General features: G+C 49.3%; 23 protein-coding genes. 19 read left to right on the forward strand and 4 right to left on the reverse strand.

Going from position 1 to position 26,722, the window contains the following annotated elements; all coding sequences use genetic code 11:
• Window positions 1-5 precede the first annotated feature (5 nt).
• The 3 genes from H6G46_RS13485 to H6G46_RS13495 all read right to left on the reverse strand — a co-directional run bounded on the left by H6G46_RS13485 (window position 6) and on the right by H6G46_RS13495 (window position 7,299).
• Entirely contained in the window at window positions 6-2,318 is a 2,313-nt protein-coding gene (locus H6G46_RS13485; protein WP_010872000.1) for an ATP-dependent helicase, read from the reverse strand.
• Between the two features lie 98 nt (window positions 2,319-2,416).
• Entirely contained in the window at window positions 2,417-6,019 is a 3,603-nt protein-coding gene (smc, locus tag H6G46_RS13490) for a chromosome segregation protein SMC (RefSeq protein ID WP_010872001.1), read from the reverse strand.
• Window positions 6,020-6,213: 194 nt separating this feature from the next.
• Complete coding sequence (locus H6G46_RS13495) at window positions 6,214-7,299, reverse strand: phosphotransferase enzyme family protein (RefSeq protein WP_010872002.1); 1,086 nt, start codon at window positions 7,297-7,299, stop codon at window positions 6,214-6,216.
• Window positions 7,300-7,441: 142 nt separating this feature from the next.
• On the opposite strand from H6G46_RS13495, the gene H6G46_RS13500 reads away from it, so the two are divergent.
• The 4 genes from H6G46_RS13500 (at window position 7,442) to dprA (ending at window position 11,270) form a co-directional block, all read left to right on the forward strand.
• Window positions 7,442-8,110, forward strand: coding sequence for a DUF533 domain-containing protein (locus H6G46_RS13500; RefSeq protein WP_010872003.1), 669 nt, complete (start codon window positions 7,442-7,444; stop codon window positions 8,108-8,110).
• Between the two features lie 153 nt (window positions 8,111-8,263).
• Window positions 8,264-8,728, forward strand: coding sequence for a DUF3531 family protein (locus H6G46_RS13505; RefSeq protein WP_010872004.1), 465 nt, complete (start codon window positions 8,264-8,266; stop codon window positions 8,726-8,728).
• A gap of 28 nt (window positions 8,729-8,756) precedes the next feature.
• A complete protein-coding gene (locus tag H6G46_RS13510) occupies window positions 8,757-10,046 on the forward strand; it encodes a hypothetical protein (RefSeq protein ID WP_010872005.1) in 1,290 nt (429 codons plus the stop codon).
• Window positions 10,047-10,073: 27 nt separating this feature from the next.
• Entirely contained in the window at window positions 10,074-11,270 is a 1,197-nt protein-coding gene (gene dprA / locus H6G46_RS13515; protein WP_010872006.1) for a DNA-processing protein DprA, read from the forward strand.
• Between the two features lie 42 nt (window positions 11,271-11,312).
• Here the strand turns inward: dprA and H6G46_RS13520 are convergent, their stop codons facing one another.
• A complete protein-coding gene (locus H6G46_RS13520) occupies window positions 11,313-11,639 on the reverse strand; it encodes a YbjQ family protein (RefSeq protein WP_010872007.1) in 327 nt (108 codons plus the stop codon).
• Window positions 11,640-11,730: 91 nt separating this feature from the next.
• Here H6G46_RS13520 and H6G46_RS13525 point away from each other — a divergent pair, with 91 nt between their 5' ends.
• The 15 genes from H6G46_RS13525 to H6G46_RS13595 all read left to right on the forward strand — a co-directional run bounded on the left by H6G46_RS13525 (window position 11,731) and on the right by H6G46_RS13595 (window position 26,721).
• Complete coding sequence (locus H6G46_RS13525; protein ID WP_223211346.1) at window positions 11,731-11,958, forward strand: DUF2442 domain-containing protein; 228 nt, start codon at window positions 11,731-11,733, stop codon at window positions 11,956-11,958.
• A gap of 198 nt (window positions 11,959-12,156) precedes the next feature.
• A complete protein-coding gene (locus H6G46_RS13530) occupies window positions 12,157-12,792 on the forward strand; it encodes a peroxiredoxin (protein ID WP_010872009.1) in 636 nt (211 codons plus the stop codon).
• Window positions 12,793-12,826: 34 nt separating this feature from the next.
• Window positions 12,827-14,587: a DNA mismatch repair endonuclease MutL gene (mutL, locus tag H6G46_RS13535; protein ID WP_020861544.1), complete on the forward strand. Its 1,761-nt coding sequence runs from the start codon at window positions 12,827-12,829 to the stop codon at window positions 14,585-14,587.
• 184 nt (window positions 14,588-14,771) lie between these two features.
• Window positions 14,772-15,938 carry a branched-chain amino acid ABC transporter permease gene (locus tag H6G46_RS13540; RefSeq protein WP_010872011.1) on the forward strand — a complete coding sequence of 389 codons (1,167 nt, stop codon included), beginning with the start codon at window positions 14,772-14,774 and terminating at the stop codon, window positions 15,936-15,938.
• Window positions 15,939-16,035: 97 nt separating this feature from the next.
• Window positions 16,036-17,268, forward strand: a complete 1,233-nt coding sequence (urtC, locus tag H6G46_RS13545; RefSeq protein ID WP_010872012.1) for an urea ABC transporter permease subunit UrtC — start codon at window positions 16,036-16,038, stop codon at window positions 17,266-17,268.
• 115 nt (window positions 17,269-17,383) lie between these two features.
• Window positions 17,384-18,280: a sugar ABC transporter permease gene (locus H6G46_RS13550; RefSeq protein WP_010872013.1), complete on the forward strand. Its 897-nt coding sequence runs from the start codon at window positions 17,384-17,386 to the stop codon at window positions 18,278-18,280.
• Window positions 18,281-18,389: 109 nt separating this feature from the next.
• Window positions 18,390-18,827 carry a DUF29 domain-containing protein gene (locus tag H6G46_RS13555; RefSeq protein ID WP_010872014.1) on the forward strand — a complete coding sequence of 146 codons (438 nt, stop codon included), beginning with the start codon at window positions 18,390-18,392 and terminating at the stop codon, window positions 18,825-18,827.
• 204 nt (window positions 18,828-19,031) lie between these two features.
• Complete coding sequence (locus H6G46_RS13560) at window positions 19,032-20,291, forward strand: HhoA/HhoB/HtrA family serine endopeptidase (RefSeq protein WP_014407083.1); 1,260 nt, start codon at window positions 19,032-19,034, stop codon at window positions 20,289-20,291.
• A gap of 188 nt (window positions 20,292-20,479) precedes the next feature.
• Entirely contained in the window at window positions 20,480-20,833 is a 354-nt protein-coding gene (locus H6G46_RS13565) for a Rieske (2Fe-2S) protein (RefSeq protein WP_014407084.1), read from the forward strand.
• A 186-nt stretch (window positions 20,834-21,019) separates the two neighbouring features.
• Window positions 21,020-21,742: a DUF1997 domain-containing protein gene (locus H6G46_RS13570; RefSeq protein ID WP_020861545.1), complete on the forward strand. Its 723-nt coding sequence runs from the start codon at window positions 21,020-21,022 to the stop codon at window positions 21,740-21,742.
• A 73-nt stretch (window positions 21,743-21,815) separates the two neighbouring features.
• Window positions 21,816-23,354: an efflux RND transporter periplasmic adaptor subunit gene (locus H6G46_RS13575; RefSeq protein ID WP_048908424.1), complete on the forward strand. Its 1,539-nt coding sequence runs from the start codon at window positions 21,816-21,818 to the stop codon at window positions 23,352-23,354.
• Window positions 23,355-23,575: 221 nt separating this feature from the next.
• Window positions 23,576-23,773, forward strand: a complete 198-nt coding sequence (locus H6G46_RS13580) for a hypothetical protein (protein ID WP_010872019.1) — start codon at window positions 23,576-23,578, stop codon at window positions 23,771-23,773.
• A gap of 251 nt (window positions 23,774-24,024) precedes the next feature.
• A complete protein-coding gene (locus tag H6G46_RS13585; protein WP_010872020.1) occupies window positions 24,025-25,998 on the forward strand; it encodes a bifunctional aldolase/short-chain dehydrogenase in 1,974 nt (657 codons plus the stop codon).
• A gap of 35 nt (window positions 25,999-26,033) precedes the next feature.
• Entirely contained in the window at window positions 26,034-26,339 is a 306-nt protein-coding gene (locus tag H6G46_RS13590) for a DUF433 domain-containing protein (protein ID WP_228670069.1), read from the forward strand.
• Window positions 26,332-26,721: a DUF5615 family PIN-like protein gene (locus H6G46_RS13595; RefSeq protein WP_010872022.1), complete on the forward strand. Its 390-nt coding sequence runs from the start codon at window positions 26,332-26,334 to the stop codon at window positions 26,719-26,721. The genes H6G46_RS13590 and H6G46_RS13595 overlap by 8 nt, the downstream gene beginning before the upstream one ends.
• Window position 26,722 lies beyond the last annotated feature (1 nt).

Below are 26,722 nucleotides of genomic sequence, written 5' to 3' on the forward strand. Positions count from 1 at the left end.
TTCCCCTAGGAACCAAAACGCTTTTGTAGGGCCAATAGGGCCTGGGATGGTTGTTTGGGTTGTAGTCGGGGGGATTTGCGGGCTTGCATTTGGTTCCAGGCAAAGGGCCCTTCCTGGGCGGCGGATAGCCACAATAAACGCTTGGCCCTGGTCATAGCGACGTAGAGTAGTCGGTATTCCTCTGCTTCCTTGAGGCGGCGGGCTTCTTGCCAAGCGGTGGCCGTGACCGGCAGGGCGATCGCCTGGGGCTTTTGCTGTTGGCGATGGTGTACCACGGTGCGAATTTGGGCCCTGGCCACCTCCGCTAGGGTAAACTGCCCCAAAAATTGCCCTCCCTTGGGTACCCATAAATCGCCAGGGAGGGTGTCCTGGTGCAAAAAGGGTAAAAACACATAGTCCCAATCCAATCCCTTGGCCTTGTGCATGGTGATAATGGTGATTTGCCCCGGTCTGGTGTATTTTTCATCACTATCGCTGGCGATCGCCTCAAATTGTTCATCGTTGGCAATGGTGTGGAGTTCGCTGAGCAAATTTTTTAATGAGCGTTCGGGTTGGGTTTGTACCTGTAAACGTTCCGACAACTTTTGTAAGGTGGCTAAATCTGAGCTGTCATAGTTGAGGGCCAGACCCAAAAAAGCAATCAATTGATAGGCGGGCAGTTCCAGGCGGGCTTTGAGCAAACTACGACATAGGCCCTGGGCAGAAACCGCCGGGGAGGCCAGGGGAGGCATCAGGGGAGTGGGGTAGAGAAATTGTTCCGGCACCGCCGCCAAAGCATTTAAATCTTGAGTGGGAATTAGTTGGCGCTCCTGCAACACTGTTAAGGTGGCTTTGAGGAGATCGGGGGAATGGGGGCGGTCGATAAATTGTAAAAGACTAAGGATTTCCCCTGGTATGCGGGAATTACGATCCTGGTCCCCCACGTCCAAAACCTTCAGTCCACCATCTTTTTCCACATCCTTCAGGCGATCGGCCACGAACCTTCCCTGGCGATTTTCCCGTACTAAAATGGCAGCATTGTGGTGAGGATTGGCCAACAACAGGGGCACTAGCCGATGGCGAATTTGTTCTACTTCTTCATTGATATCTTGGGGAAAACGAATTTCCACTCCCCCATCGGTGGCCGGAGGATTGGGTTGGGGGTCCCCCGGTTCCACTGGACGAATTGCCTGGGGGCGGAAGGGTAAGGTCGCATCCCCTTTGGGACCACTATTAAACCGTGCTTGCCAATCTTGGTTAACCCATTCCAGCAAGAAGTTGGCCGCCGCAATTACCTGTAAATTACTGCGCCCCGCCTGGTCCATGGTGGCGAAACTGCCCAAAGCCTGGCACCGTTGGCAAAATTGATCGAAATATACGGGGTCAGCGGGGGTAAAGCTAGAGTTAATGGCTTGATTGGGGTCCCCCACCCGAATTAAACGAATGGTACCATCGGCGTTTTGGGCCAGCTTGGTCAGTAACTTTTCCTGCAGAGGGCTAGAGTCCTGGGCTTCATCTTCAAAAACACCAAAAAATTGTTCCTGCCACTGGCGGCAAAGGTGGGGATCTTCTAGCACCCGCAGGGCGGCCAAAATCATGTCGTTATAGTCGATCCAATTTTTCGCCTCCATCAGGGCTTGGTAATGTTTGAACAAACCGGCTCCCATCAGCAGGAGTTCGCTACCGGGGGCAATGCGACCCATGTCCGCCACAGCCTGGGGAGAGAGGCCAGAACTTTTTGCTTCTGCCACCACAGTTTTGGTTAATTCAGGTAAAACTTCCGTGCTCAGCACCGCCTGCCGCCGCAGGGTTTCCGTTGTCTCCCCGTCAAAATTACCCGCTTCCACCAGGGTTTGATAGGTTTTAGGATTTTCCCGCCGCCATTGTTCCACCGCATCTTTGATCAAGCGATGGCCTTTTTGGGGCGAAACCAGGGTCTGTTGCTCCGGGTCTAGCCCCGATACTTCCGGATGGCGTAGGGCAATGCTGAGGGCTAAACCGTGGAGGGTCTGCACCGTAAATCCCAAACTGGGTAAGCCCAAGGCCCGTAAACGTTGATTAACCTTGCCTTTGATGGCCGCCGCCGCTGAACGGGTGTAGGTCACAATCAGCAATTTTTCCTGGTTATGTAAACCATGGTGGGCAATGGCGATCGCCGCCGCCACAGAAAGACTATGGGATTTGCCAGCCCCGGGCACGGCGGAAACGGCCATCTCTCCCCCATGCCAATCCGCCAGAGGTCGTTGACTGCTGCGTAAACTCTGGCGGAGTTGCTCTAGGTTCAGGGAAGTTTGATTCATGGCGATCGCCGACGTTAGTGTTCCCCTCAATCTACCCATTGGCGCAACAAATTGACGTAGGTTTTGTTCAGTAAATCCAACTCAATGGTTTTGCCAGATTGTTTGAATAATGACTCTTGTACTATATCTAGGCGAAGCTACAACTTAATGCCCAAAACCTGGGTATGGGCTCCCCGGGCTTGGGTTACTCCAATGGTGCGTTCCGCCGCTTCAATCATGGGACGACGGAGGCTCACCACAATAAATTGGGCTTGTTGGGCCTGTTTGCGGACCATTTTGGACAGTTTTTCCACATTGGCACCGTCCAAAAACATATCCACTTCATCAAAGCCATAAAAAGGGGAGGGGCGGTAGCGTTGGAGGGCAAAAATGAAGCTTAGCGCAGTTAAGGATTTCTCTCCACCGGACATGGAACTGAGGCGACGCACCGGTTTACCTTTGGGGTGGGCCACTAGGTTTAAACCCCCATTAAAAGGATCTTCCGCATCGTCTAATTGTAAGTAGCCGTCCCCATCAGAAAGTTCTGCAAAAATAATCTGAAAGTTTTTATTGACTGCATCAAAAGCATCTTGGAAAGAACGACGACGCAGGGTAGTAAAATTTTCAATCCTGAGGAGTAACTCGGTCCGTTCCCCGGCAATGGTTTGCAACTTTTCTGACAATTCCCCTAGGCGAGCTTCAGTTTTTTCATATTCTTGTAACGCCAGCATATTCACCGGTTCCATGGCTTCCAAACGTTTTTGACCATTGCGAATGGATCGCTCTAATTCCTCCAAAATATTGGCAAAATCCAAGTTTGCTTCGTCCCGGTCTTGGAGCAGGGGAATTTCCGGCCAGGGATCGGGCAAATCCTGTTCTAATGCTTCCAATTGAGTTTGCAGTTGAGTTAAATTTTCCTGGTATTCCTGTTGATTAGTTTGTAACTTTTCCCATTGCCATTGCTGTTCCTGTTGTTGACTACGGAGCTGGTTAAGCTGAGTTTCTAGACGATCCCTTTCTTGCTTAGTACTACCCAATTTTTCCGACAGTTTCGCCAACTGAGCTTCCGTGGTTTGGATAGCCCCATTCATTTCCGCCAAAGCTATTTTTAACTGCTCCTGTTCCTGGGCTAGGGTGAGATCCTGAGCTTGATGTTGGGCAATTTTTTCCTGGGCTTGGGCAATTTTTTCCTCTAGGCGTTGGCTACTATTCTGCAAATCCTTGAGGTGATCCTCCCCCTGGCGTAGGGCTTGCAATTGGCGTTGGTACTCCGCTTCCACGGTACGAATTTGGATCTGGATAGTTTGCCATTGTTGATGGGTTTGGGAAGTTTCCAAGGCAGTTAATTGTTGCTGAGCGGAGGCTAACTGTTGTTCCAAGGGCGGCAAAGATTGCTGCAACAAAGCTAAATTTTGTTGTAACTCTGCTAGTTTTTGCTGTTGATTAATTTGTTGTTGATTAATTTGTGTTTGCTGTTGACTGAGGCGTGCTATGTCTCGTTCCGTTTGTTCTCCGTGAAGTTGTGCTTCCCGTTGTTGTTGCCGCATTTCCATCAACTGTTGAGTTAACTGCCTACTACGAACTGTTCTTTCTAGCAATAACTCTTCGTTACGGCCTTGGACTTGCTGAATGTCCTGTAACCGTTGACGCAACTGTTTCACTTCTGCCGTATCTTCACTGACCATGGTGCCGAACCGTAGTCCTGAGCGTTGGTTGCGACTGCCGCCACTCATGGCTCCACTGGCTTCTAGTAAATCTCCCTCTAGGGTGACAATGCGATGCTTGCCCAGGTGGTTGCGGGCGTTAACTAAGGTGTCAAAAACGATGGTATTGCCAAAGATAAAAGCAAAAATGTCGGCGTAACGGCGATCGCCGTCGATTAAATTCACTGCCAGGTCAATGTAACCATGGGCATAACTAAGGTTGGGATTTTGACCCTTGGGAGGACGAATTTTATTCAGGGGTAAAAAAGTGGCCCGTCCTGCTTTGGCCTGTTTGAGGATTTCAATGCCCGCCGCCGCCACACCATCATCTTCCACAACAAGAAAACCCAAACGGCCCCCGGCCGCAATTTCCAGAGCCAGTTGATATTGGGGCTCCACCTGACCCAATTGGGCCACTAAACCGCAGACCCCGGGTAAATCCGACTGCAAAATCACTTTGGTGGCGTAGGTGCCCTGCACTTCCTGCTGAGCTTGACTAGCCGCTTCTAATTTGTCCAATTGCCGTTGTTTTTCCTGTTGTTCTTTGAGCAGGCGGGTTTGGGTTTCCTGTAGCAAACTCCGTTCCTGTTCCAGTTGGGCCAAATCGCTGGCCAGAGTTTGAATCTGACTGGTTAGTGCTTCTCCCTGGAAGTTGAACTGCCCTTGGGCAAACTGTTTTTCTTCCAACTCAACAGAAACCTTTGTGAGCAGAGGGGTTAATTCAGCCAAATTGGTTAGCAATTGTTGTTGGCGTTCCTCTAGCTGGGCCAACTGACTGCGTTGGGGGATTAACTCGTCTTGTAATTGGTTGACAGTGCGGCTGAGTTGGGTTTGTTCCTGTACCCATGCTTCGGAAGCGGAGGCGATCGCCTGGGCCTGGTGCCGGAGTTGCTCCAACTGTTGCTGACTGGTCTGCACTGCGGCTTCTAGCTGGGGCAGGGTTTGGGTGTTATGGAAGGATTTTTCCTGTTGAATGTGCAAAAACTGCTGTTGACTCTGGCTAATTTCCGCCTGGATTTGCCCCACCTGTTGTTGGTGATTGGTAATTTGGCGATCGCCGTCGTTATAACGTTGCTGGAGTTGGTCCCGTTGGGCTTTTTGGGTGGCCAACTGGGCCGCCACGGCCAATTGTTCCTCTTCCCCCAGGGCCTTGACCTGGGCATTGAGCTTTTCCAACTCTGTTTGCTGAGTTTGAATGGCTTGACTGCGTTGGTCTAGGGCTTGCTGAATTTGCTGGGATTGTTCTCGATCCCGCTCCAATTGTCCCCATAGCTTTTGCCGTTGTTGCTCCACTGCTTTGTACTGAATAACCTTGGCCCACCCTTGCTTTTCCTGTACCTGTTGCCGCAGGGCCTGGTATTTTTCTGCCTTCTGGCGATCGGCCGCCAACCGTTCCAAAGTGCGCTCCAACTCCGTCGCAATAATTTGACAGCGTTCTTCCCGGTCTTGCACCTCCGTCAAAGTCTCCTTGGTTTTAACAATTTTGCGGTCAAATTCCGCTACCCCCGCCAACTCATCGATGATTTCCCGGCGCTCCTTGGAGTTCATGGTGATAATGCGGGTCACATCCCCCTGGAGCACAATGTTGTAGCCCTCTGGGTAAATGCGCAGTTCATTTAATTGTTCATGGAGTTCCGTGACGGTGGCTGTCTCCCCATTGATGTAATAGTTGGAGGAATAATTGCCCCCTTTGGTCACCTTCAGGCGACGGGTAACAGTCCATTCCTTAGAAATTTTTGCTCCGTTGCCGTTGCCATTATGGTTAGCCCCTGGCTCGGATAGGTTTTCCCCATCATGCAATTCAAAGGTGACTGACACACTAGCTTCGGAACTGCCCCGGTTCCCCTTGAAAGTGTTATTGACCAAATCCGGTAGTCGTTCAGCCCGCATGCCCTTGGAAGTGGCTAACCCCAAACAAAATAGCAATGCATCGAGGATATTTGACTTGCCCGAACCATTGGGCCCAGACACCACCGTAAACCCCGGCAAAAAAGGAATGGCGGTGGTTCCCCCAAAGGATTTGAAATGGGATAGTTCGATGCGCTTGACATAAACCATGGAGGTTGGGGACGGGGTAATCCAGGCCCTCCCAATCCTGACAGTGGCAAGGCCCAGCGGCTCAATATATGCCTAATATACGACGCTTGGCGATCGCCATTGGCCGGAAACTGCCCAGGGACTAATGCAGGTAGAGGGCGTTGGCAAGGGTACTTTGCACTGGACGAGGATACATGGGGGACAAGTTTCCCCTTTTAAAACAGTTGCCAATCCGTTGAGCCCAATTGTTGCAAATTCTCTAACCGACGTTTGAAGTAACTGCCGTGGAGCCGACTGTAATCCGATAGCTTCAGGGTTTGTACATGGATGGCCCAAGACCAGATGAAAGCCGTTTGGGTCAAGGCCTGCAAGGAGTTTTCCTCCAGAACTGTCAAAGGAGCAATGGAGTTATAACCGCTTAAAAAAGCATCCCGAATATTACGTCCCAGGCCCGATTGCATGGAAACCTGTAGAAATTTAGCAATGTCGAAGGCTCGCCAACCCATGCCACACTGGTCAAAATCAAACAGCATCATCTGGTCTTCAGCAGTGAAATGGACATTGCCGCTGTGGGGGTCCCCCCAACAAATAGTCCAATAGGGGGTGTGGGTGGGAATGGATGTGAGCTGGGTTTTAATCGCCATGGAAATGTCGATCAGACAACGCCATTCTTCCAGCCGGTGGTGCAGAAAAGGGGCAATGGTATGGAGAGAATCATCCAACAGATAGCTGAGGGTGAGGGGAGGACGGTGGGCAGAAGGCTTGAACCGTTGGGCTGTTTGGTGCAGTTGAGCTAACATTTCCCCCAACAAAAAGCCTTGAGTTTTGCTCAAATCCCCGATCGCCACCCCCCCGGGAGCATAGGGAAACAAACTGGCATAGCGCTTACCTTCTGGGGCATTAATCTCCAGGGCATAACCCCCATCCCGATGCCTGAGGGGGGCCGCCACCGGCACATCCCGGTCCGCTAAAAAATTGAGCAACTCCAACTCAAACTGAATTTCACTTTCGGTGCGCCAATGTTGGTGGGAAATACGCAAAATGTAATCGTCCGCTAGGGTCTCCACCAAGTACACATCGCTCAAACCCCGATGCCAAAATCGACAGCCTTTGGGCACTTCAATGTCGTAATGCTTAAACACCAAATTGGTTAGGGCATGGGGAGCTAAGGTGGAATAAACACTGGGAAAAGCGTCCCCCGCTACTGTTGATTTTGGGGCCGGATTGGGAGCCGGAAAATCCACCACTGGATTAATGTCCGGTAGGGCAGAAAGGGATCGGAGTAGTTGCAGGGGGGGCATGGGGTCAAGGGGAGTGGTGAGGATGCAAAGCCGTCTCCTTTAGCTTAGAAAGGGAGGAGAAGGGGCTCCGTATTCTAAGCTACACTTCAGTTAGAGTTTGATTTAAATATCTGATGACCGCATAGTTGCCCAGGGAAAAATCATGGCCAATCGTACCCAAAGTCGTTACACCGATGTCCAAATTGCCACTTGGTTGAGGGGACTGCTGACCATTGCCTGGAGTGATGGGGACTTTGATGAATCGGAGCAACAAATGATCACCGGCCTCACCCAGGAGATGGGTTTTGGCAACAAGGAAGATGAGGTTCTATTCAAGACCATTACCCCGGCGGAATTACTAGAAGGCTTGGGGGACGACAAGGAAACGGCGGAAAACTTTCTCCGCACAGCGGTGTTGGTGGCGATCGCCGATGGCCTTTATTCCCCGGTGGAAGGAGAGCTATTGCGGGAATTTAGTCAAGCCCTGGGGATAAAAATTGACGCTTTGGAGTCATTAGAACATACCATCTGTGATCCCAACGGCGATCGAACCGAAATGGAGGAACATCCCCATCCCGATTTACTTCACCCCGTCAAGGATTGGCTGGACGGCATGGCCATCCACGATCCTCGTTTGGCCCATTTCATTTGTCATCTGGTGCCCCCCCAATGTCCCTTCGAGCGGGATGTTAAACTGTTTGGGCGCAAAATTGTTCATATTCCCCCTCTGTGCAAACTAAATCCTCTGTATGAACAGTTAATTGGTCTGAGGTTCCGGGCCCTTTCCTACCTGGCCGATGACTGCCAAGAGGACATCACGCCCTATATTTGAATCCTATTTATTTTTATTGGGTTTTTTATTAGGTCGAATTGTGAGAAACTTTCGGGATTTTTCGGTTGTCGCCTGAGCAATTGCGCTGATTTGTCTCCGACTCGTTGCGCTTGAAAATTAATGACGTTTAAAAATTAACTATCTCCCCAACTTATGGAAGTGCAATTTCGGGAAGTAAATCCCTTCGATTTTTGGATTTGGCTAGAATTCGAGACCAATCCTGCCCCGGCGGAACAACAATATGTGGAAGAGTTATTTGCTTCCTGGTTTTATCTCGGCAAACTAGGGGGTTTTAATGCAGAAAATCTCCAGGTACAGGATACGGGCATTGACCTAAGCTATTTGGACTATGACAGTGCCAATCTTTCTAGTTCCATGATGTCCCCCATGCACAATATGGCAGACTTCCAATACCAAGACCATTGGGGCCGTTGTTGGTTTGATTTGGGCACCAGCGACCTCATTGCCCTAGATGTGTTGATCAACGCACTGTACCAACTTTCCCTCGATTACGTGCCCATTCGCCGTTTAATTGTGGGGGGAATCAACGAAGATTGGCCCGTTGGCGATCGCCAGGACGACCGCTTCGATCAATTTGAAGATTTTGATCACAATTAGGTTTTCTCTGTCCCCATCATTTTCCCCTATGTATCCATCCTCGTCCCCGGGCCATCGGCAATATTTCCTGGGAGTAAAATCTAGCTTACCTCTGCTCTGGCTGATGGTTTTCCCTGCCCTAATTGGTGGGGTCTTGAATATTAATCCGGTGCAGGCCCAGGGCACTCCCTATATTCCCCCGCCCATTACCCCGCCTCCCCTTAGCCCCAGCGAAAATCCCTTTGACCCCAGCCTTTTTCCCACGGATCCCCTGATTCCTTCTGGGGAAACCCTCACGCCTTTGCAACGGCGACGACTAATCGAAGCCCTAGATGCGTTAGAAGCTGAGGCTTTGGTGTTGGATCAGGCAGGACAGGGGGACCAGGCTTTTGAGGTACGTTACCGCAGTTTACGGGGGCGACAACGGTTGGGGGATTTGGCCGAGGTTGAGGCCCTGGGACGCATTGGGGCGATCGCCTGGGAACAAGGCCGTAACCAAGATGTAATGGCCATCGGTCAGCGTTTGGAAGATTTACAACTTTCCCTGACCAAGGACAAGGCCATGAGCCCGGAACTGTTAACAGCCTTTGCCAAAGCCTATGGCCAGCTCCACAGTCTCGACTCGGCGATCGCCGTTTATCAGCAAATGCGTCGGGAAGCCCAGCAACAGGGGGATTACCGCCGGGAAAACCAAGCCCTCTCCATGTTGGGGGAACTGTATCTAGCTAAATTTAACTACCCCGCCGCCGCTGAGGTTTATGAAACCCTTCTAGCCAGGGCCACCAATGCCCGTAACAGTTATTACGAAGGCATTTACTTGCAAAAACTAGGGGAAATTTATCAACAGTCTGCCCAGCCCGACAATGCTATTCGTATCAAAGAGCAACTGGTGCAAAGAAGATTGCAGGACGGTAAACCGGAATTGGTGCCCGATATCCAGATTGCCATTGGGGACCATTACCTAGAACTGGAACAGCCAGAAAATGCCAGCCAAGCCTATCAAAAGGCCTACACCCTAGCTTGGTCTATTAAACAATTGAGCACAGCGGCGATCGCCTTGGATAAACTGGGGGATTTGTATCTGTTCAGTGAACAACCCAACTATGCTCTACAAATTTATAAACAACTTTTGCAGGTACAACAACAGTCCTATAACTATTACGGCATGATGATTACCTACGAAAAAATTGCCCAACTTTACATAGATGCCCAGCAAACCAGCGCAGCTTTAACCGCCTATCAACAGGCGTTATCCTTGGCCCGCTCTCTCAAATATAGTACCAAAGAAAATAATATTCTTAATCAAATACAAACTATTTCTGGGGGCACTGGGTCATAGATTTTATTCACAAATTTTTGATTAACCATGGCGAATTCTGAACAGGCCTATTGGTTAGCCTGGAGTCAGGTTAAGGGAGTAGGGCCAGTGTTGCTCAAGCGACTGGCCCAACACTTTGAATTATTGGAAAATGCCTGGAAAGCGAGACCGATCGCCCTGGGAGAAGTGGAGGGTTTTGGCCATAAAATGATTGAGAAAATTATTGGGCAAAGAAACAATCTCAATCCGTTTCAATTTTTAGAAGAACATCAACAAAAAAATCCCCAATTTCTCACCCCCGATGACCCGGACTATCCCCGCTTACTGTGGGAAATCCCCAGTCCACCGCCGGTGTTGTACTATCTGGGACGTCTTGACCACCGGGAAAGTCAAGGACAAATTCCAGGGGTAGGCATTGTGGGCACCCGTTACCCCACCGACCACGGGAGCCGTTGGACAAGGAAAATTAGCCAAGCCCTGGTCAAATCTGGTTTCACCATTGTTTCTGGCTTAGCCGCTGGCATTGACGCTGACGCCCACAGCAGTTGTTTACGGGTGAACGGAAGGACGATCGCCGTTTTAGGCACTGGCTTAGATTTGATTTATCCGCCCCAAAATCGACAATTGTTTGAGCAAATCGCCGCCGAAGGATTGATTTTGAGTGAATATCCCGTGGGCAGTAAACCAGAACGGGGTAATTTTCCCGCTCGAAATCGCATCATTGCCGGTCTGAGCAGGGCCGTGTTGGTAATGGAGGCTCCCCCCAAATCCGGGGCCTTAATCACCGCCAAGTATGCCAACGAATTTAACCGGGACGTGTTTAGCCTACCCAATTCCCCTGATGTCCAAGAAGCCCACGGTTGCTTAAATCTCATCCACAACGGAGCAGAGGTGATTCTGTCGGAAAATCAATTGCTAGCCAGCTTGGGGGCAATACCTTTACTGGATCAAGGGCAAGAACAAAAAATTCTTCCAGGCGATCGCCAAATTGGTTATCTAGACCAAACCAATGTCCCTACTTTAACCACCGGGGCAAGGGGTAAACAACCTTTGACTGAACCACCGGAGGACTTGGAACCAACTTTAAAAAAGATCTTGGCCGCAGTCCAGGAAGAACCCACCGCCCTGGATCAAATTGTTGCCGTCACAGCCTTGGCCATTGGGGATGTTTCCGCTGGATTACTCCAATTGGAAATTCTTGGTTTAGTCAGCCAGGAACCCGGCATGCGCTACCAAAGACGGTGACCATGGGACATCTCCATTAAATAAATTAATCCACTAAATAAATTAATCCACCGTTACCGCCGTCCCCGTTGCGGTGATTAACAATAATGCTCCCCGGTCGTCAATGTTGATGGTTCCGGTATTTACTGCCACCCCAATTACCCCATTGGCTCCCAATTTTTGGGCCCGTTCAGTCAATTCGGCGATCGCCTCTCGGTGGCCTTTTTCAAAAATTTGTTCATAACTGCCAGTTCTACCACCAATTAAGTCCCGAATACCCGCGAAAAAATCCCGCAGGGCATTGGTGCCATATACCACTTCGGCGGTGACAATGCCGTGGTAGCGAGCAATAGTCCGGCCTTGAACAATATCCGTTGTGGAAGTCAGCATAGTTTTAAGATTCTGTTTTAATAATTTTTAACCTCAAGGTTTATTAATGCTACCACCTCTAAAAAATCCAAGAAATGCCAACAGAAATCGCATGGTTGAACCCACTGCAATTAAAGCATGGGCAGAGAAACGAATGATATACGTTGAACTCAGCGATGGAAGGATCTTTGGCTTTCCTGGCGATCGTTTCCGTATCCTTAAAGAAGCTACAAATGAACAATTGGCAAAGGTCAAAGTTGAAGTGAATGGTTATGCCCTCCGCTGGGAAGAGTTAGATGAGGATATTACTGTCCCTGGAGTAGTGGCCGGCCATTTTTAGTTGCCTTTGACCTAAGGCGATCGCCTTACCCCAGACTAACTGGCCAGGTGTTGTCAATCAGATCAGTGATTTTTGCGTCAATGCCAGTCTTTTCCTGACAATTTTGCGTTTTCTAACAATTCGTCCAAATTCTGTATCTGATATGGCAGTATGATCGAAGAAGATCCCCATTTTGCATTGTATTAGGAACTATCTGTTATGGCCTTACAACTCGGTGATGTTGTCCCCGACTTTACCCAAGAATCCAGCCAAGGCCCCATTTCTTTCCATGAGTGGGCCGGCGATAGCTGGGTTGTTTTATTCTCTCACCCTGCGGATTACACTCCGGTTTGTACCACCGAATTGGGCACTGTAGCCAAACTTAAGCCGGAATTTGATAAGCGCAACGTTAAGGTGATTGCCCTCAGTGTGGATGATGTGGAATCCCACAAAGGCTGGATTTGTGATATTGACGAAACCCAAAACACTACCGTTAACTACCCAATCTTGGCCGACGGCGACAAAAAGGTGTCCGATCTGTACGGCATGATCCACCCCAATGCCCTCAATAATTTGACGGTGCGTTCTGTCTTCATCATCGATCCTGCCAAAAAATTACGCTTAACTTTCACCTATCCCGCCAGCACTGGCCGGAACTTTGACGAAATTTTGCGGGTAATTGACTCCCTCCAGTTGACCGATTATCACCAAGTAGCTACCCCCGCTAACTGGCAAGATGGGGACAAGTGTGTGGTGGTGCCCTCCATTTCCACCGAGGATGCTAAGGTCAAATTCCCCAAAGGGGTGGAAGAAATCAAGCCTTATTTGCGTTTGACCCCCCAACCCAATAAGTAAGTTTCGGTTAAGCCAATCTTTTGAGATTGTTGGCTTGCAAATCAACCACACCATTAACGAGCTTTTAAGCGGAGAGGGAGAAAAATCATCTACCCTCTTTTTTATGGGCATAGCAGAAAAGTCGATGATCCAAGTTCTCGATCGCCAGTTGGTGGATTTAATTGCGGCGGGGGAAGTGATTGATTCTCCTTTGGCAGTGGTGCGGGAATTGGTGGAAAATGCCTTGGATGCCGGTGCTGATCGGATTTTGGTTCGTGTTTGGTGGGATCAGTGGCGTTTGGAAGTGTTGGACAACGGCCAGGGGATGGATGTAACAGAGTTAAAAACCAGCGTATTGCCCCATGCCACCAGCAAAATTAGTACCCAAGCAGATTTACAACGGATTAAAACTTTAGGTTTTCGGGGGGAAGCCCTCCATAGTTTGGCCCAGGTGGCCCGGTTGACCATTAGCAGTCGCAGTGTGGCCAGTCCGGGTTGTGGTTGGCGCATTACCTACAGCCCCCAGGGTTCACCAGAACAGATTGAGCCAGTGGCGATCGCCATGGGAACGAGGGTGGAAGTGCGGCAACTGTTTGCTAATTTTCCCCAACGTCGGCAGGCCTTTGCTAAAAGTCAGCAGTTTTGGCGGCCCATGGTCACCTATCTGCAACAATTAGCCCTCTGCCATCCCCAAGTAACGTGGCAACTGTGGCAGGACGAACGGTTACGGTTGAGCCTTAGCCCCGGTCCTAACCCAGAAGCTATCTTGTTGCAATGCCTTAAATCCCTCCAGGCGGGCCAGCTTGGTTACACTCAACAATCCCTGTCCCTCCCCGTTGATCTAGAAAATCAGGCAACATCGGCCCAGCTAAGCTTGACCTTTGGTTACCCTGACCGCTGCCATCGTCCCCGTCCCGATTGGTTAATCATTGCCATTAATGGTCGTCCTGTGAATGTGCCGGAATTAACCCAGACAATTTTGGCGGTTTTTCACCGTACCCTGCCCCGGCAACGGTATCCCCTGTGTTTTGCCCATTGGCAATTGCCGCCCCAGTGCATCGATTGGCATCGTCACCCCGCAAAAACAGAAATTTATTTGCAAGATTTACCCCATTGGCAAGGGCAACTAAAAACCTTATTGCACCAGAGCCTAGCAATTTTGGGCAATGACGCTCCCCCTCGCCTGAATCAATTGCTCAAGGCCGCTGAACCCAAGGGAGTGTATCAACTACAAGGTGCCAGTTCTCTCACGGAAACGGTGCTGGGCTATCCCAAGGCTTTTAAGGCCATCGCCCAGGTTTGCCAGACCTATGTGGTGGTGGAACATGACCAGGGCATTTGGTTAGTGGAGCAACACGTGGCCCATGAACGGGTTTTGTTTGAGCAGTTACAACGGCATTGGCAATGTTTACCCCTGGAGCAACCTCTGGTCTTGCAAGGATTTAACCCAGAACAGGTGGAACGTCTGCAAAATTTAGGCTTGGAAATAGACCCCTTTGGGGAAGATATTTGGGCTGTGCGGAGTTTACCGGCCCTTCTTCAAGGACAGGAGGAAATCATTGCTATTTTGCGGGAATTGAGTCAGGTATTTTCCCTCTCCACCGCCCAAGCGGCGATCGCCTGTCGGAGTGCCATTAAAAACGGTATGGAATTGGATCGCATTGCCATTAATAAACTCATTGAGCAATGGCAACAATGTGATAATCCCCACACCTGCCCCCACGGTCGGCCCATCTACTTAGCTTTAGATGAATCTTCCTTGGCTCGTTTTTTCCGTAGAAATTGGCTGGTTAACCCCAAAACTTCTGGTTCTTGAATCGCCTTCAACCATTGGCGTTTTAGCTCGCTCTTGGTATCACGGGTAACAAATTTATGGAACGGAGCAGGGTTAACTATAAAGGCTAACCTGGTTTTGTCCCACGGCATTTTCGGACTAAGTCCCGGAAATAGCGGGTTTGAGCCTGGATTAGGCCCACCTTTCTCCAATTCTAGAAAACATTGTGTCAGTACTCCTAGAAGGCATTTTTAACGGTTTAAGCACAAGTTCAGTGTTACTGATTGCTGCCCTGGGTTTGGCGATCGTCTTTGGTCTGATGGGGGTAATTAACCTGGCCCATGGGGAATTGATGATGTTGGGCGCTTACAGCACCTTTGTGGTGCAAAACCTCTTCCAGAGCCTCGGTGACCCTTGGTTTGACCTCTACATTTTTGCCGCTCTGCCCGTTGCTTTCCTGGTGGCGGCGATCGCCGGTCTAGTTTTGGAAAGACAGGTTATCCGCTACTTGTACGGCCGACCGCTGGAAACATTGCTGGCCACCTGGGGGGTGAGCCTGATTTTGCAACAGTTTGTCCGCAGTGTGAACTGGATTATGGTGCTGGTGGTGGGTATATTTTTGCTTTTATATTTCGGTGGCACCTGGTTAATTAAACGCCAGGCCGGTGGCAAACCTTGGTTAGGGAAAGCCCAAGTCATCCTTTTCTTTCTCTCAGCGGCGATCTCCGGCATTAGTGGTTTTGTGGTGGCCCAGGCCAATTCTCCCCTGTGGAATCGGGCTTGGTTTGGAGCTAGGAACGTCAATGTTAGTGCCCCCACTTGGTTGCGGGGGGGGCTTGCCATTGGCACTTTCCAGGTACCCTACACCAGGATTTTTATAATTTTCCTGACTCTGCTCTGTTTACTGGCGGTGTATCTAATTTTCTACCGTTCTAATTGGGGACTGAGAATTCGAGCCGTTACCCAAAACCGGGGTATGAGTGCTTGTTTGGGTATTCCCACTGGGCAGGTGGATGCTTTGACCTTTGCCCTTGGTTCTGGCCTAGCGGGCATTGCAGGCTGTGCCATTAGTTTTCTGGGGGCGGTGGGGCCCAACATTGGTCAAAACTACATTATCAATACCTTCATGGTGGTGGTGGTAGGGGGCGTAGGTAACCTACTCGGAACCATTATTGCTTCCCTGGCGATCGGTGTATCCAGTGACTTGATTGGTAGTGGCACCCTGATTCGTTTATTCCCCCCAGAGGGAGCATTGCAACCTCTGTACGAATTTTTTACCTTTTTTGCCACCACCAGTATGGCCAGGGTTTTAGTCTTCGCCCTGATTATCCTTTTTCTGCAAATCAAGCCAGCGGGTATTTTCCCTCCCAAAGGCCGGACGGCGGAATTGTAGCTTCCCGGAGGCAATGGCAATTTTTCTTTGCCCCATTGTCTCGCCCCCCCTAGCCTGACCTCTGACCAAATTTAGCTTCAGCCTTTTTTATTTCCCTATGCAAAATTCTGCCCCCCCTTCTGGTTCTCCCCTGGCCAAACTGCTGAAGAAGTTGGGTTGGAATGACTATGCGTTGTTCGGGTCAGTGTTGGTTTTTGCCTGTATTCCCCTGATCATCGCAGTTTTATCTTTGTCCGATGGAGGCCCAAGTCAATGGCTGTTGAATAATTTTCCTTTCCTACGGCTCAGGTTGATGGGGCGTTTTCTGTCTTTGGCTATTATTGCCCTGGGCATTGACCTAATTTGGGGCTACACGGGGTTACTCAGTTTAGGTCATGGCATATTTTTTGCCCTTGGGGGTTATGCCTTTGCCATGTATCTCAATCTCCAGTTACCGGAAGGGCAATTACCTGAATTTTTTGGTCTCTACGGGGTGGATAAACTGCCACTGATTTGGCAACCTTTCCATTCGTTACCCGTTACTGTATTGGCCATGGTGTTGGTGCCAGGGGCGATCGCCGCCCTGTTGGGTTATTTAATTTTTCGTAACCGCATCAAGGGTGTATATTTTTCGATTTTGACCCAGGCGGCTCTGTTGGTGTTTTACAACTTTTTCAACGGGCAACAGAAATTAATTAACGGTACTAATGGCTTAAAAACTGATACAGAAAGAATTTTTGGTTACCTAGCCAGTTCCGACGGAGTCCAACTGGTATTTTATGAAGTCACCGTCCTGGCTCTGTTATTGGTTTATATTCTTTGCCGTTGGCTTACTAGTGGGCGCTTTGGCCGCATCCTCGTAGCCATTCGGGACGATGAAACCAGGGTAAGATTTACCGGTTACGATCCCACTGGCTTCAAGGTGTTGGTATTTGGCATTTCCGGGGCGATCGCCGGTCTGTCGGGGGGGCTATACACAGTGCAAACGGGGATTATTACTCCGAGCATTATGGATGTGGCCTTTTCCATTGAAATGGTCATTTGGGTTGCGGTTGGCGGCAGGGCTACCCTAGTGGGGGCTGTGTTGGGAACCCTGTTGGTGCGCCTAGCCCAGAGCAGTTTGAGCGAGCAGTTTCCCGAGGTTTGGCTGTTTTTCCAAGGGGCTTTGTTCCTGATTGTAGTTACTGTGCTTCCCAACGGCATTGTCGGTTGGTGGCAAGAACAGGGCATTGTGCAACTCAGGAATTTGTTCCGAGGTAAACCCCAGTTGGCCACCTTTCCTAGTTTGGAAGAAGATCCTTTGGTGCAGGAAGAACGCAAACAGTTTGAAGGAGAGTCTAAGGAACCGTAAACTACACCGAAAACTTTTGGCTTATCCACGGCCATTGTCATGGCAGCAATCGGATCTTTATGCCTAGGGCCAGCAATGGTTATGTTAGTTTGATGTAGTCCTACCCGATTCTTCTATGACTGCTTCTGGGTCCGATCGCCGTTGGCCTAGGGGAGCCACCCCCTATTTATTCCTGTTGCCCGCTTTGGTTATGCTGGGCGCAACGGTTTTCTATCCGGCACTACAAGCTTTTTCCCTCAGTTTTACCCAATACGAACTGGACTTGACCAAAGCCCCGGCCTGGGTAGGACTGGCTAATTTTGAGCGGCTCTGGCGGGATAGGGTTTTCTGGCTGACCTTTCGCCACACTTTGCTTTACCTGGTGGGGGTTGTGCCCTTACTGATCATGTTGCCCCTGGGACTAGCCATTTTGGTCAACCAAAAACTGCGGGGCATCACCTGGTTTCGCATGGCCTATTACACTCCGGTAATTACCTCTATTGTGGTGGCAGGCATTGCCTGGAAAGCCCTCTACGCTTCCAATGGCATCCTGAATCAAATTCTTGCCCTACTGGGATTTAGCGATGGTATTCCTTGGCTCACCAGTCCCAATTTAGCCCTGTGGAGTGTGATGGTGGTGACAGTGTGGAAAGGGTTGGGTTATTACATGGTCATTTACCTGGCCGGACTCCAAGCCATTCCCCAGGAACTCTATGAAGCCGGGGCGATCGACGGAGCGGACGGTTGGCGACAACATTGGGATATTACCATTCCCCTCATGCGGCCCTATTGTTTCTTAGTAGGAGTTTTATCTTCCATTTCCGCCCTCAAAGTTTTTGAAGAGGTGTATATCATGACCCAGGGCGGCCCCCTCAACGCTTCCAAAACGGTAGTTTATTATGTCTATGAACGGGCTTTTCAAGACCTCGAAATGAATTACGCTTCGGCGATCGGGCTAGTGTTATTTTTGGTCATTTTCATTTTTTCAGTGATTAATTTAAAACTTTCCGGTGGTAACCTACCGGCCCGCTAAAGCCCTTGGGGGACATATTGACCCTGACTGAAAAAAATGGACAAATCCAGAAGGACATTATGATGGAATTCCCCCATATCGTAGTGGAAGAAAAGGAAGTGCAAAAAGTATGACAACACTGTATGAAACGGACTTCAACCTGTGGATAGAGCAGACCGTCAACCAACTCAAAAGTGGTGACATCAAGGGCTTGGACCTGGACAACCTCATTGAAGAAATAGAATCCATGGGACGGAATAACAAAAGGGAAGTACGAAGCCGGTTAATTGTCCTCATGGCTCACCTACTGAAATGGCAACACCAACCCGAAAAACAGAGCAATAGCTGGATCTACACCATCAAAGAGCAACGCTTACAACTCAAGCTAATCCTGCAAGACAGCCCTAGCCTGAAGCCCTTTTTGCAACAGGTCTTAGACGATTGTTACCAAGATGCCCGAAAGGATGCAGCCCAGGAAACAAAACTAACCCCCGACAACTTCCCCAAAGAATCCCCCTACACCCAAGCTCAGATCCTAGACCCCGACTTTTTTCCAAAATCAGAATAAATACAAAAAAAAGCCCTCTAAAACAATGACCTTGTCCTGAAAAACTGACACAAAAATTTCATACCGTCGTCATAGCCCTGTCATACTCGTCCCCTACATTAATAAATGTCAGCCCAAGCCGTTTTCCCAATTGCTCCTCACCGGGCTGACTTTTTTCCCAGATTTGTTTTAAGCAACAGTTCAGCAAATAAGTGTCATCAAGCCATGAAAGACGTTTCCCTCCATTCTCCCAAACAGACCCCTTCTAAAATTTCCTTGGCCTACCTGGGGCTAGTCCTGGTGGGTATGGGCATTGGTGCTGGGGGGACATTTGTCTTAACTAATCCCCAATGGGCGGATCATTTAACAAATAATTCTGTTATTTCTCCCTTAGTAACTAATCAATCCATTGCTCCTGCCAATGAGAGCTTAGCAACGAACTTACAAAGTCGTTTATCCCCTAGAGAGCCCAGCAATTTTGTCGTGGACGTGGTGGAATCCACCGGCCCCGCGGTGGTGCGTATCAATGCCCAAAAAACGGTTAAATCCCAGGTGCCCCAGGCATTTAATGATCCCTTCTTGCAAAGATTTTTTGGTTCCCAGATGCCCCCCATGCCCAACGAACGGGTGCAACGGGGAACGGGCTCCGGTTTCATTGTTAGTAATGATGGCAAGATTTTCACCAATGCCCATGTGGTGGATGGGGCCGATGAAGTGACAGTAACTCTTAAGGATGGTCGTTCCTTTCCCGGTCGGGTGATGGGTTCTGATCCCTCTACGGATGTGGCGGTGGTCAAAATTGAAGCTGGTGATTTACCTACCGTGGCCTTAGGGGACTCCGATCACCTGCAGGTGGGGGAATGGGCGATCGCCATTGGTAATCCTTTAGGATTGGACAATACGGTCACCACAGGGATTTTGAGTGCCACAGGCCGCCGCAGTGCGGATATTGGTGTGCCCGACAAACGGGTGGAATTTATCCAAACCGATGCGGCCATTAACCCTGGTAACTCTGGTGGTCCTCTCCTCAATGCGGATGGGCAAGTAATTGGTATGAACACCGCCATTATTCAAAACGCCCAGGGCATTGGTTTTGCTATCCCCATCAACAAAGCCCAGGAAATTGCTCAACAGTTAATTGCTACGGGCAAAGTGGAGCACGCCTACCTCGGCATTCAAATGGTGACCATGACCCCGGAACTACAAAGCCAAATTCGCCAAGAAACGGGTATGAACATTCCTGTGGATAAGGGTGTAGTGATTATGCAGGTTATGCCCAACTCTCCAGCGGCGATCGCCAAACTGGAACAAGGGGATGTGCTCCAATCTCTCCAGGGACAACCAGTGGAAAATGCTGAACAGGTACAATCCCTAGTGGGCAAACTGGCGGTGGGAGACGAAGTGGAACTAGGCATTCTCCGCAACGGCCAACAGCAAAATTTAACCGTCACCATTGGTGCCCTGCCCAGCGCCCCTCCCCAATAAACGCCCATTACTAGGACAAACGGGGGTTTTTCTCCTAAACTTTTAGGATGTTGGATCAGGGCCCGTTGGCAAAAATTCAAGTTGCCCCTCACCCTCCCCAAGGAAGCTCTGGCCAACCTGGGGGGTTTGTAGGTGTAAACCGGTTCCCAATCCTTTTTAACTTTGATTTTTTAGATTTAACTAAAATTATGGTTTGGACCAAAGCCCTCGCCCAAAGTGAGCTTCCCCCCGGTAGTCGTCAAGTGGTTAAGGTAAACCAACAGGCTATTCTGTTGCTGAATGAAGGGGGTACTATCCACGCAGTTAGTAACCAGTGCCCCCATCTCAAATTACCGATGAAAAGCGGCAAAATTAAGGACGGGGCGATTGTTTGTCCTTTCCACCGCAGTGCCTTCGATCTTTGTTCCGGTGCTGTGCAGGAATGGAGTCCCTTTCCACCTGTGGTGGGGGGTTTGATGGGCAAAATGTCGGCGGAAAAGCCCCTGCCGGTGTTCCCTGTGCGGGTGGAAAATGGAGAAGTACAGGTGGATTTAGGCGCCTGATCGCTCAGTTGAACCCTTTGCAGAGCAGACAAGACTATATTTTTGATCTAAATGGTTTTTCTTAATCCCTCAAACTTTGGGGGATTTTGATTAATCTGTCTAGTGTCTAGAATCAAATAGCTAGGTTCTGGGACAATCTCACCTGAAATCCTGGTTCACAATAGTTTTTATTGAATTCACATTGCCTTGACCCATAATTCCCAACCCCTACCCGTTGACCCCCAGGACAATGGCTTTCCCCCTGTACATTTCCAAACCCATTTCCAGGGCAGAATGGAAATGTTTGCCCCCGGTCAAGAAGTGGACGACTATCTACAGGCCCACCAAGGTTGGTTCCGTCGCTGTGCCCAGCCTATGCAAGCCGATCCTTTGGGGGACCATGGATATGTGTTGACCATTGGTAAGTTTGGTGCTTTGGGTTTTGATGTGGAGCCCAAAATTGCGGTGGTGCTGGAACCGCCCCAGGATGGCAATTACCTGATGCATACGGTTCCTTTGCCCGATACCCCCAATCTGGGTTATGAAGTGGATTTTCTTTCTAACATGACTCTGCATCAAGTCAATGGCGATCGCCTGACGGAGAAAAGTTTAAAACAGTTTGCCCAGGCGGAAATCCCCTGGCCGGAAACCATTACCCAGGTGGAATGGGACTTGAAAATGGATGTGGCGGTGCAGTTCCCTGGCTATATCTACAAACTGCCCATGAAGTTGATTCAATCCACTGGCGATCGCCTGTTGACAGAAATTGTCCGCCAAGTGTCCCCCCGTTTAACTTATAAAGTACAGCAGGATTTTCATCAGGAAAAAGGCCTACCCCTACCGCCCAAAAGTGGCCGTTATTTCCAGCGGATCAGGCCAGCGGGGGAAGAACAATCTGAGTCAGAGACGGAAACGGAAGTCGAATCTTAATCTGTCCTGACCAAATGGTTTGGGGGATTACCTAAATTACCTTAAAGATCAACAGACCAATTTTTTAGTGCCCATGGCCATGCCCCTTGTCCAATCAATGAAAAAACCCCTGCCTATTCTGCTCAGTTTGTTGGGGCTAGGGATCCTGGTGGTGGGAATTTTTGCTTACCGTTCGGCCTATGGCCCTTCCCGCCAGTCGGAATTGGATAAATACACGGTCATGGCCACGGAGTCTCCCCTGGAGGTGGAGATTAAGGCCAGCGGCACGGTGCAACCCCAGCAAACCGTCAATATTAGCCCCAAGGCTCCCGGGCGTTTGGTACGGCTTTTTGTCGAGCAGGGGGATGTGGTCAAAAAAGGCGATCGCATTGCGGTGATGGAAAATCAGGAATTTTTTGCCGACGGTAAGCAATCAGAAGCCCGTTTGCGGGAGGCGATCGCCCGCTACGAACAGGCCCGCATCAGAATTCCCGCCGAAATTGACCAACTGCGGGCCCAAGTGAATCAAGGTCGTACCCGCATTGCCCAGGCCCAATCCCAACTGGCCAGTGCCCAAGCTCGCTTAGAACAAGCCCAATCGCGCATTCCCAGTAACATTGACCAATTGCGGGCCCAGGTGGCTTCGGCAGAATCTCGCCTCAAGCTAGCGGAAAATCGTCGCAATCGTAATCAAAGCCTCCTCCAGGAAGGGGCCATTACCCAGGATCAGTACGATGAACTCTCCAACGAGTTTTTAAATGCCCAAGCCGGCCTGTTTGAAGCCCAAAGTCGCTTGAATAATGCCAGAACTACCGCTTCCCCCGAAGTGGGACAGATTGAGCAAGAAATTGTCCAACTCCAAGGGGCGATCGCCGAGGCAGAACAGGGGGTAGCGGCCCAAATGGCCCAACTAAGGGAAAGACAAGGTACCGCTGAAACGGAATTGGCCACCCTCCAGGCCGCCGCTTCCCAAGCCGAAGCCCAACTAATGCGGAGCAAAATTGCCTATGAGGATACTTTCATCGTGGCTCCCTTTGACGGCATCATCACGCAAAAATTTGCCACAGTGGGTTCCTTTGTTACTCCCACCACCTCCGCTTCCAGCACAGCTTCCGCCACGTCCACTTCCATTGTGGCCCTAGCCCAGGGCCTAGAAGTAGTGGCCAGGGTACCGGAAGTAGATATTTCCGCTCTCCGTCCCGGACAAATGGTGGATATTGTGGCCGATGCCTTTCCCAATGAAACCTTTACCGGCCGGGTAATCCGGGTGGCCCCTGAAGCCATTGTGGAGAATAACGTCACGTCCTTTGAGGTCACCATTGGCTTAGCCACCGGCCAGGAACAATTGCGCTCAAAAATGAATGTGGATGTGGTCTTCAAGGGGGACAGGTTGGCCAATGCCTTGACTGTACCCACCGTGGCCATTGTTACCGTGGGGGGAAGAACTGGGGTGATGGTGCCCGATGCAGAGGATAAGCCCCAGTTTAGGCCCGTCACCATTGGCCTGGTATTGGATGACAAAACCCAAATTCTTAGGGGATTAGAGCCCAAGGAACGGGTATTCATCGATTTACCGGAAGACAGTCAAGATGCCCTCAATCCGCCGGAGGACTCCACCGAGTCGGACAATTGATCAAGCCAAACCGCATCTAACGCCAAGGGAGCCCCAACAGGCTCCTTTTTTATTGCGACCAGTAACGATAAAAAAACTCCTTGTCAACTTTGCTTTACAAAAATTTACAAAACTGTTACATTTATTTACATAAGGCAAAGAAAGTTTCCCCCATAAGGAAGCCAATGCCCCAGAAATAATTGTTTTTCTTGATTGCTCGTAGGAATTTAGGAGTCACTGCCATGTTCGCCCCCATCGTTATCTTGGTTCGTCAACAGTTAGGCAAAGCTAAGTTCAATCAGATCCGCGGTAAGGCGATTGCCCTCCACTGCCAGACCATCACCAACTTTTGTAACCGGGTGGGCATCGATGCCAAACAGCGCCAAAATTTAATCCGTTTAGCTAAGTCCAACGGCAAAACCCTCGGTTTATTGGCCTAACTCTTCGTTTTCAATAATTCTTGCCAAACTGAGTCGGTGTAAGCCTTGTTAGATTGATATCCTCCGACTGCGTATTCCCCGAAAGCTTATCCGGAAATTTCCCCCCTAACTCTACGTCCATGGGGGGATTACTTTATCTGGATATGCAACGTCTCTGACTTGCCAAGAAAACAGTCACAATTGTCCCAGACCGAAAGCAGGGATAATAGCCTTGGTAGCAACAGCAACCCCAGCAATTGACCGGAGGCGTTATGAAGAGTTTATGGGATGACCAGGAAGCCAACCAATACCAAGGGGATTTACCCCAACGGGTCTATACATCCCGTTTGCTGGGCCGGGAACCATCCCTAGTGCTCCATGGCGGCGGCAATACCTCGGTGAAATGCCAGGTAACTAATTTGGTGGGGGAGAAGGAAGATATTCTCTATGTCAAGGGTAGTGGTTGGGATTTGGCCACCATTGAGGCGGCGGGGTTTGCCCCAGTGAGAATGCCCCATTTGCTCAAGCTGTCTAAGTTGACGCAATTATCCGATCGCCAGATGGTCAATGAATTGAAAACCCAGATGACCCTGGCCAGTGCCCCCAGCCCTTCGGTGGAAACCATTCTCCACGCTATTTTGCCGTTTAAATATGTGGACCATACCCACGCTGATGCAGTGGTGACCATTACTAATACGGCCAATGGGGAGGAAAGAATTCGAGAAATTTACGGCGATCACCTGGTGATTATTCCCTACGTGATGCCGGGATTCGACTTGGCCCGGGTATGTGCGGAAAAATTCGCCGCCGAAGCCCATGGGGGAACAGTGGGTATGGTATTAATGAACCATGGCATTTTTTCCTTTGGTGCCATCGCCCGGGAAGCCTACGAAGGCATGATTAGTTTAGTGAACGAAGCAGAGGAATATCTAAAAAATCAAGGGGTATGGCAGATTAGTTATGGCCAGCCGCAAAAATCAACTACGGAAAATAGATTGGCATTGGCCCAATTACGTTGTGATGCTAGCAAAATAGCGGGTTTTCCCTTGGTAATGCGGCAATATCAAGATGAAGCTAGTTTAAGTTTTAGCCAAAGGCCGGATTTAGCCCATATTAGCCAGCAAGGCCCGGCCACTCCGGATCATGTAATCCGCACCAAACGTTTACCTCAACTGGGTCGAGATGTGGCAGATTATGCCAAAAAGTATCAGGAATATTTTCAGCGCAACGACGGTAAAAGTGGGGAAGTCAAAACCATGCTTGACCCTGCCCCCCGCATTATCCTTGATCGGGAACTGGGACTGCTTACCCTAGGAACTTCTGCTAAAAGTACGGCGATCGCCGGGGATATTTATCAGCACACCATGGCAATTATTCAGCGGGCCAAGGGGTTAGGGGGTTACCAAGCCCTGCCGGAGTCGGATATTTTTGTGGTGGAATACTGGGATTTGGAACAGGCCAAATTAAAACAAGCTGGTAATCCTCCCATGTTTGCGGGGGAAGTGGCCCTGGTGACCGGCGGAGCATCCGGCATTGGTAAAGCTTCCGTTGCCCAATTACTTAAACAGGGGGCGGCGGTGATTGCGCTGGATATTCAACCTAACATTAGTGAACTCCACAATCGACCTGATTTCCTAGGAATTCAATGTGACCTTACTGATGCCAATGCTTTCAAACAAGCTCTGGAACAGGGCATAGCCCAATTTGGCGGTTTGGACATGCTAGTGCTTAATGCTGGGATTTTTCCCGTGGCCCGGGCGATCGCCGAGTTATCCACGTTGGAATGGCAAAAGGTTTTAAACATTAATTTAGATGCCAATTTAACCCTGCTGCGGGAATGTTATCCCCTGTTAAAGTTAGCGCCTAAGGGAGGGCGAGTGGTGGTAATTGGTTCTAAAAATGTGACCGCACCAGGCCCGGGTTTGGCGGCTTATTCAGCGTCAAAAGCAGCGTTAAATCAATTAATGCGGGTGGCAAGCTTGGAATGGGCCAAGGATAATATCCGCCTGAATACTATTCATCCCAATGGAGTATTTGATACAGGTTTTTGGACAGAGGAAGTGCTAGAAGCCAGGGCAAAACATTACGGTTTAACAGTGGAAGAGTATAAAGGTAATAATTTATTAAAAGTAGAGGTTACCAGTCAGGATGTGGCGGAATTAGTAACAGCCATGGCTAGTCCTTTATTTGGTAAAATTACCGGCGCTCAATTACCTTTAGATGGCGGCAATGATCGGGTTATTTAGGAGGAATTTTTATGAATAGGAGACTGGTAGAGTCTTTGGCAGAAGCAGTTATTGCATTGCCAGTGGAGGATTATAGTTTATTTCAAAATACCCTCATGGCAAAGATGATCAAAAAAACACCAGGGGTATGCGGTGGCCACGCTTGTATTCGGGATACCCGAATTGCAGTCTGGACAATTATTTCTCTTATCAATCAAGGAGGTACGGATTTGGAGTTACTGGCCGATTTTCCTGGATTAACTGCCTTTGATTTGTTGACCATCAAAGAATATTACCAATCTCATCAGCAGGAAATTGATAATCTTATTGATTACCAAGATCAAGAAAATTATCATGATTAAATTCTATAGCAACGAAAATTTATCCCTGGGCTTAGTTAATCAACTACGTCAATTAGGTTACAGTGTTTTGACTTCCTATGATGCAGGGAGAGCCAACCAAAGAATTACTGATTTATCTGTTTTGAAAGATGCAACAACTGATGGACGTTGTGTAATTACATTTAATCGAAATGATTTTATTGAATTACATTTGAATAGAATAAAACACAAAGGCATAATAATTTGTAAAGAAGATCGAGATCAGATTGGACAAGCATCAATAATTCATGATTTTTTAATTAATCAGAAAACTTTAGATAATCGTTTAATCAGAATATTAAAACAAAATCAACCTGGATTGAAGCAACCGCAATTTACGATTAAAGAGTATTACCCTAGTTAAA

Origin of the sequence: Synechocystis sp. FACHB-908, assembly GCF_014698595.1 — a bacterium.
In the GTDB taxonomy this organism is placed as follows: Bacteria; Cyanobacteriota; Cyanobacteriia; order Cyanobacteriales; family Microcystaceae; genus Synechocystis.

Excerpts from the sequence above, each read along its gene's own strand:
- H6G46_RS13485 (WP_010872000.1), bottom strand. The coding sequence starts at position 2,318 with ATGGGTAGATTGAGGGGAACACTAACGTCGGCGATCGCCATGAATCAA.
- smc (WP_010872001.1), bottom strand. The coding sequence starts at position 6,019 with ATGGTTTATGTCAAGCGCATCGAACTATCCCATTTCAAATCCTTTGGG.
- H6G46_RS13495 (WP_010872002.1), bottom strand. The coding sequence starts at position 7,299 with ATGCCCCCCCTGCAACTACTCCGATCCCTTTCTGCCCTACCGGACATT.
- H6G46_RS13500 (WP_010872003.1), top strand. The coding sequence starts at position 7,442 with ATGGCCAATCGTACCCAAAGTCGTTACACCGATGTCCAAATTGCCACT.
- H6G46_RS13505 (WP_010872004.1), top strand. The coding sequence starts at position 8,264 with ATGGAAGTGCAATTTCGGGAAGTAAATCCCTTCGATTTTTGGATTTGG.
- H6G46_RS13510 (WP_010872005.1), top strand. The coding sequence starts at position 8,757 with ATGTATCCATCCTCGTCCCCGGGCCATCGGCAATATTTCCTGGGAGTA.
- dprA (WP_010872006.1), top strand. The coding sequence starts at position 10,074 with ATGGCGAATTCTGAACAGGCCTATTGGTTAGCCTGGAGTCAGGTTAAG.
- H6G46_RS13520 (WP_010872007.1), bottom strand. The coding sequence starts at position 11,639 with ATGCTGACTTCCACAACGGATATTGTTCAAGGCCGGACTATTGCTCGC.
- H6G46_RS13525 (WP_223211346.1), top strand. The coding sequence starts at position 11,731 with ATGGTTGAACCCACTGCAATTAAAGCATGGGCAGAGAAACGAATGATA.
- H6G46_RS13530 (WP_010872009.1), top strand. The coding sequence starts at position 12,157 with ATGGCCTTACAACTCGGTGATGTTGTCCCCGACTTTACCCAAGAATCC.
- urtC (WP_010872012.1), top strand. The coding sequence starts at position 16,036 with ATGCAAAATTCTGCCCCCCCTTCTGGTTCTCCCCTGGCCAAACTGCTG.
- H6G46_RS13550 (WP_010872013.1), top strand. The coding sequence starts at position 17,384 with ATGACTGCTTCTGGGTCCGATCGCCGTTGGCCTAGGGGAGCCACCCCC.
- H6G46_RS13555 (WP_010872014.1), top strand. The coding sequence starts at position 18,390 with ATGACAACACTGTATGAAACGGACTTCAACCTGTGGATAGAGCAGACC.
- H6G46_RS13560 (WP_014407083.1), top strand. The coding sequence starts at position 19,032 with ATGAAAGACGTTTCCCTCCATTCTCCCAAACAGACCCCTTCTAAAATT.
- H6G46_RS13565 (WP_014407084.1), top strand. The coding sequence starts at position 20,480 with ATGGTTTGGACCAAAGCCCTCGCCCAAAGTGAGCTTCCCCCCGGTAGT.
- H6G46_RS13575 (WP_048908424.1), top strand. The coding sequence starts at position 21,816 with ATGGCCATGCCCCTTGTCCAATCAATGAAAAAACCCCTGCCTATTCTG.
- H6G46_RS13580 (WP_010872019.1), top strand. The coding sequence starts at position 23,576 with ATGTTCGCCCCCATCGTTATCTTGGTTCGTCAACAGTTAGGCAAAGCT.
- H6G46_RS13585 (WP_010872020.1), top strand. The coding sequence starts at position 24,025 with ATGAAGAGTTTATGGGATGACCAGGAAGCCAACCAATACCAAGGGGAT.
- H6G46_RS13595 (WP_010872022.1), top strand. The coding sequence starts at position 26,332 with ATGATTAAATTCTATAGCAACGAAAATTTATCCCTGGGCTTAGTTAAT.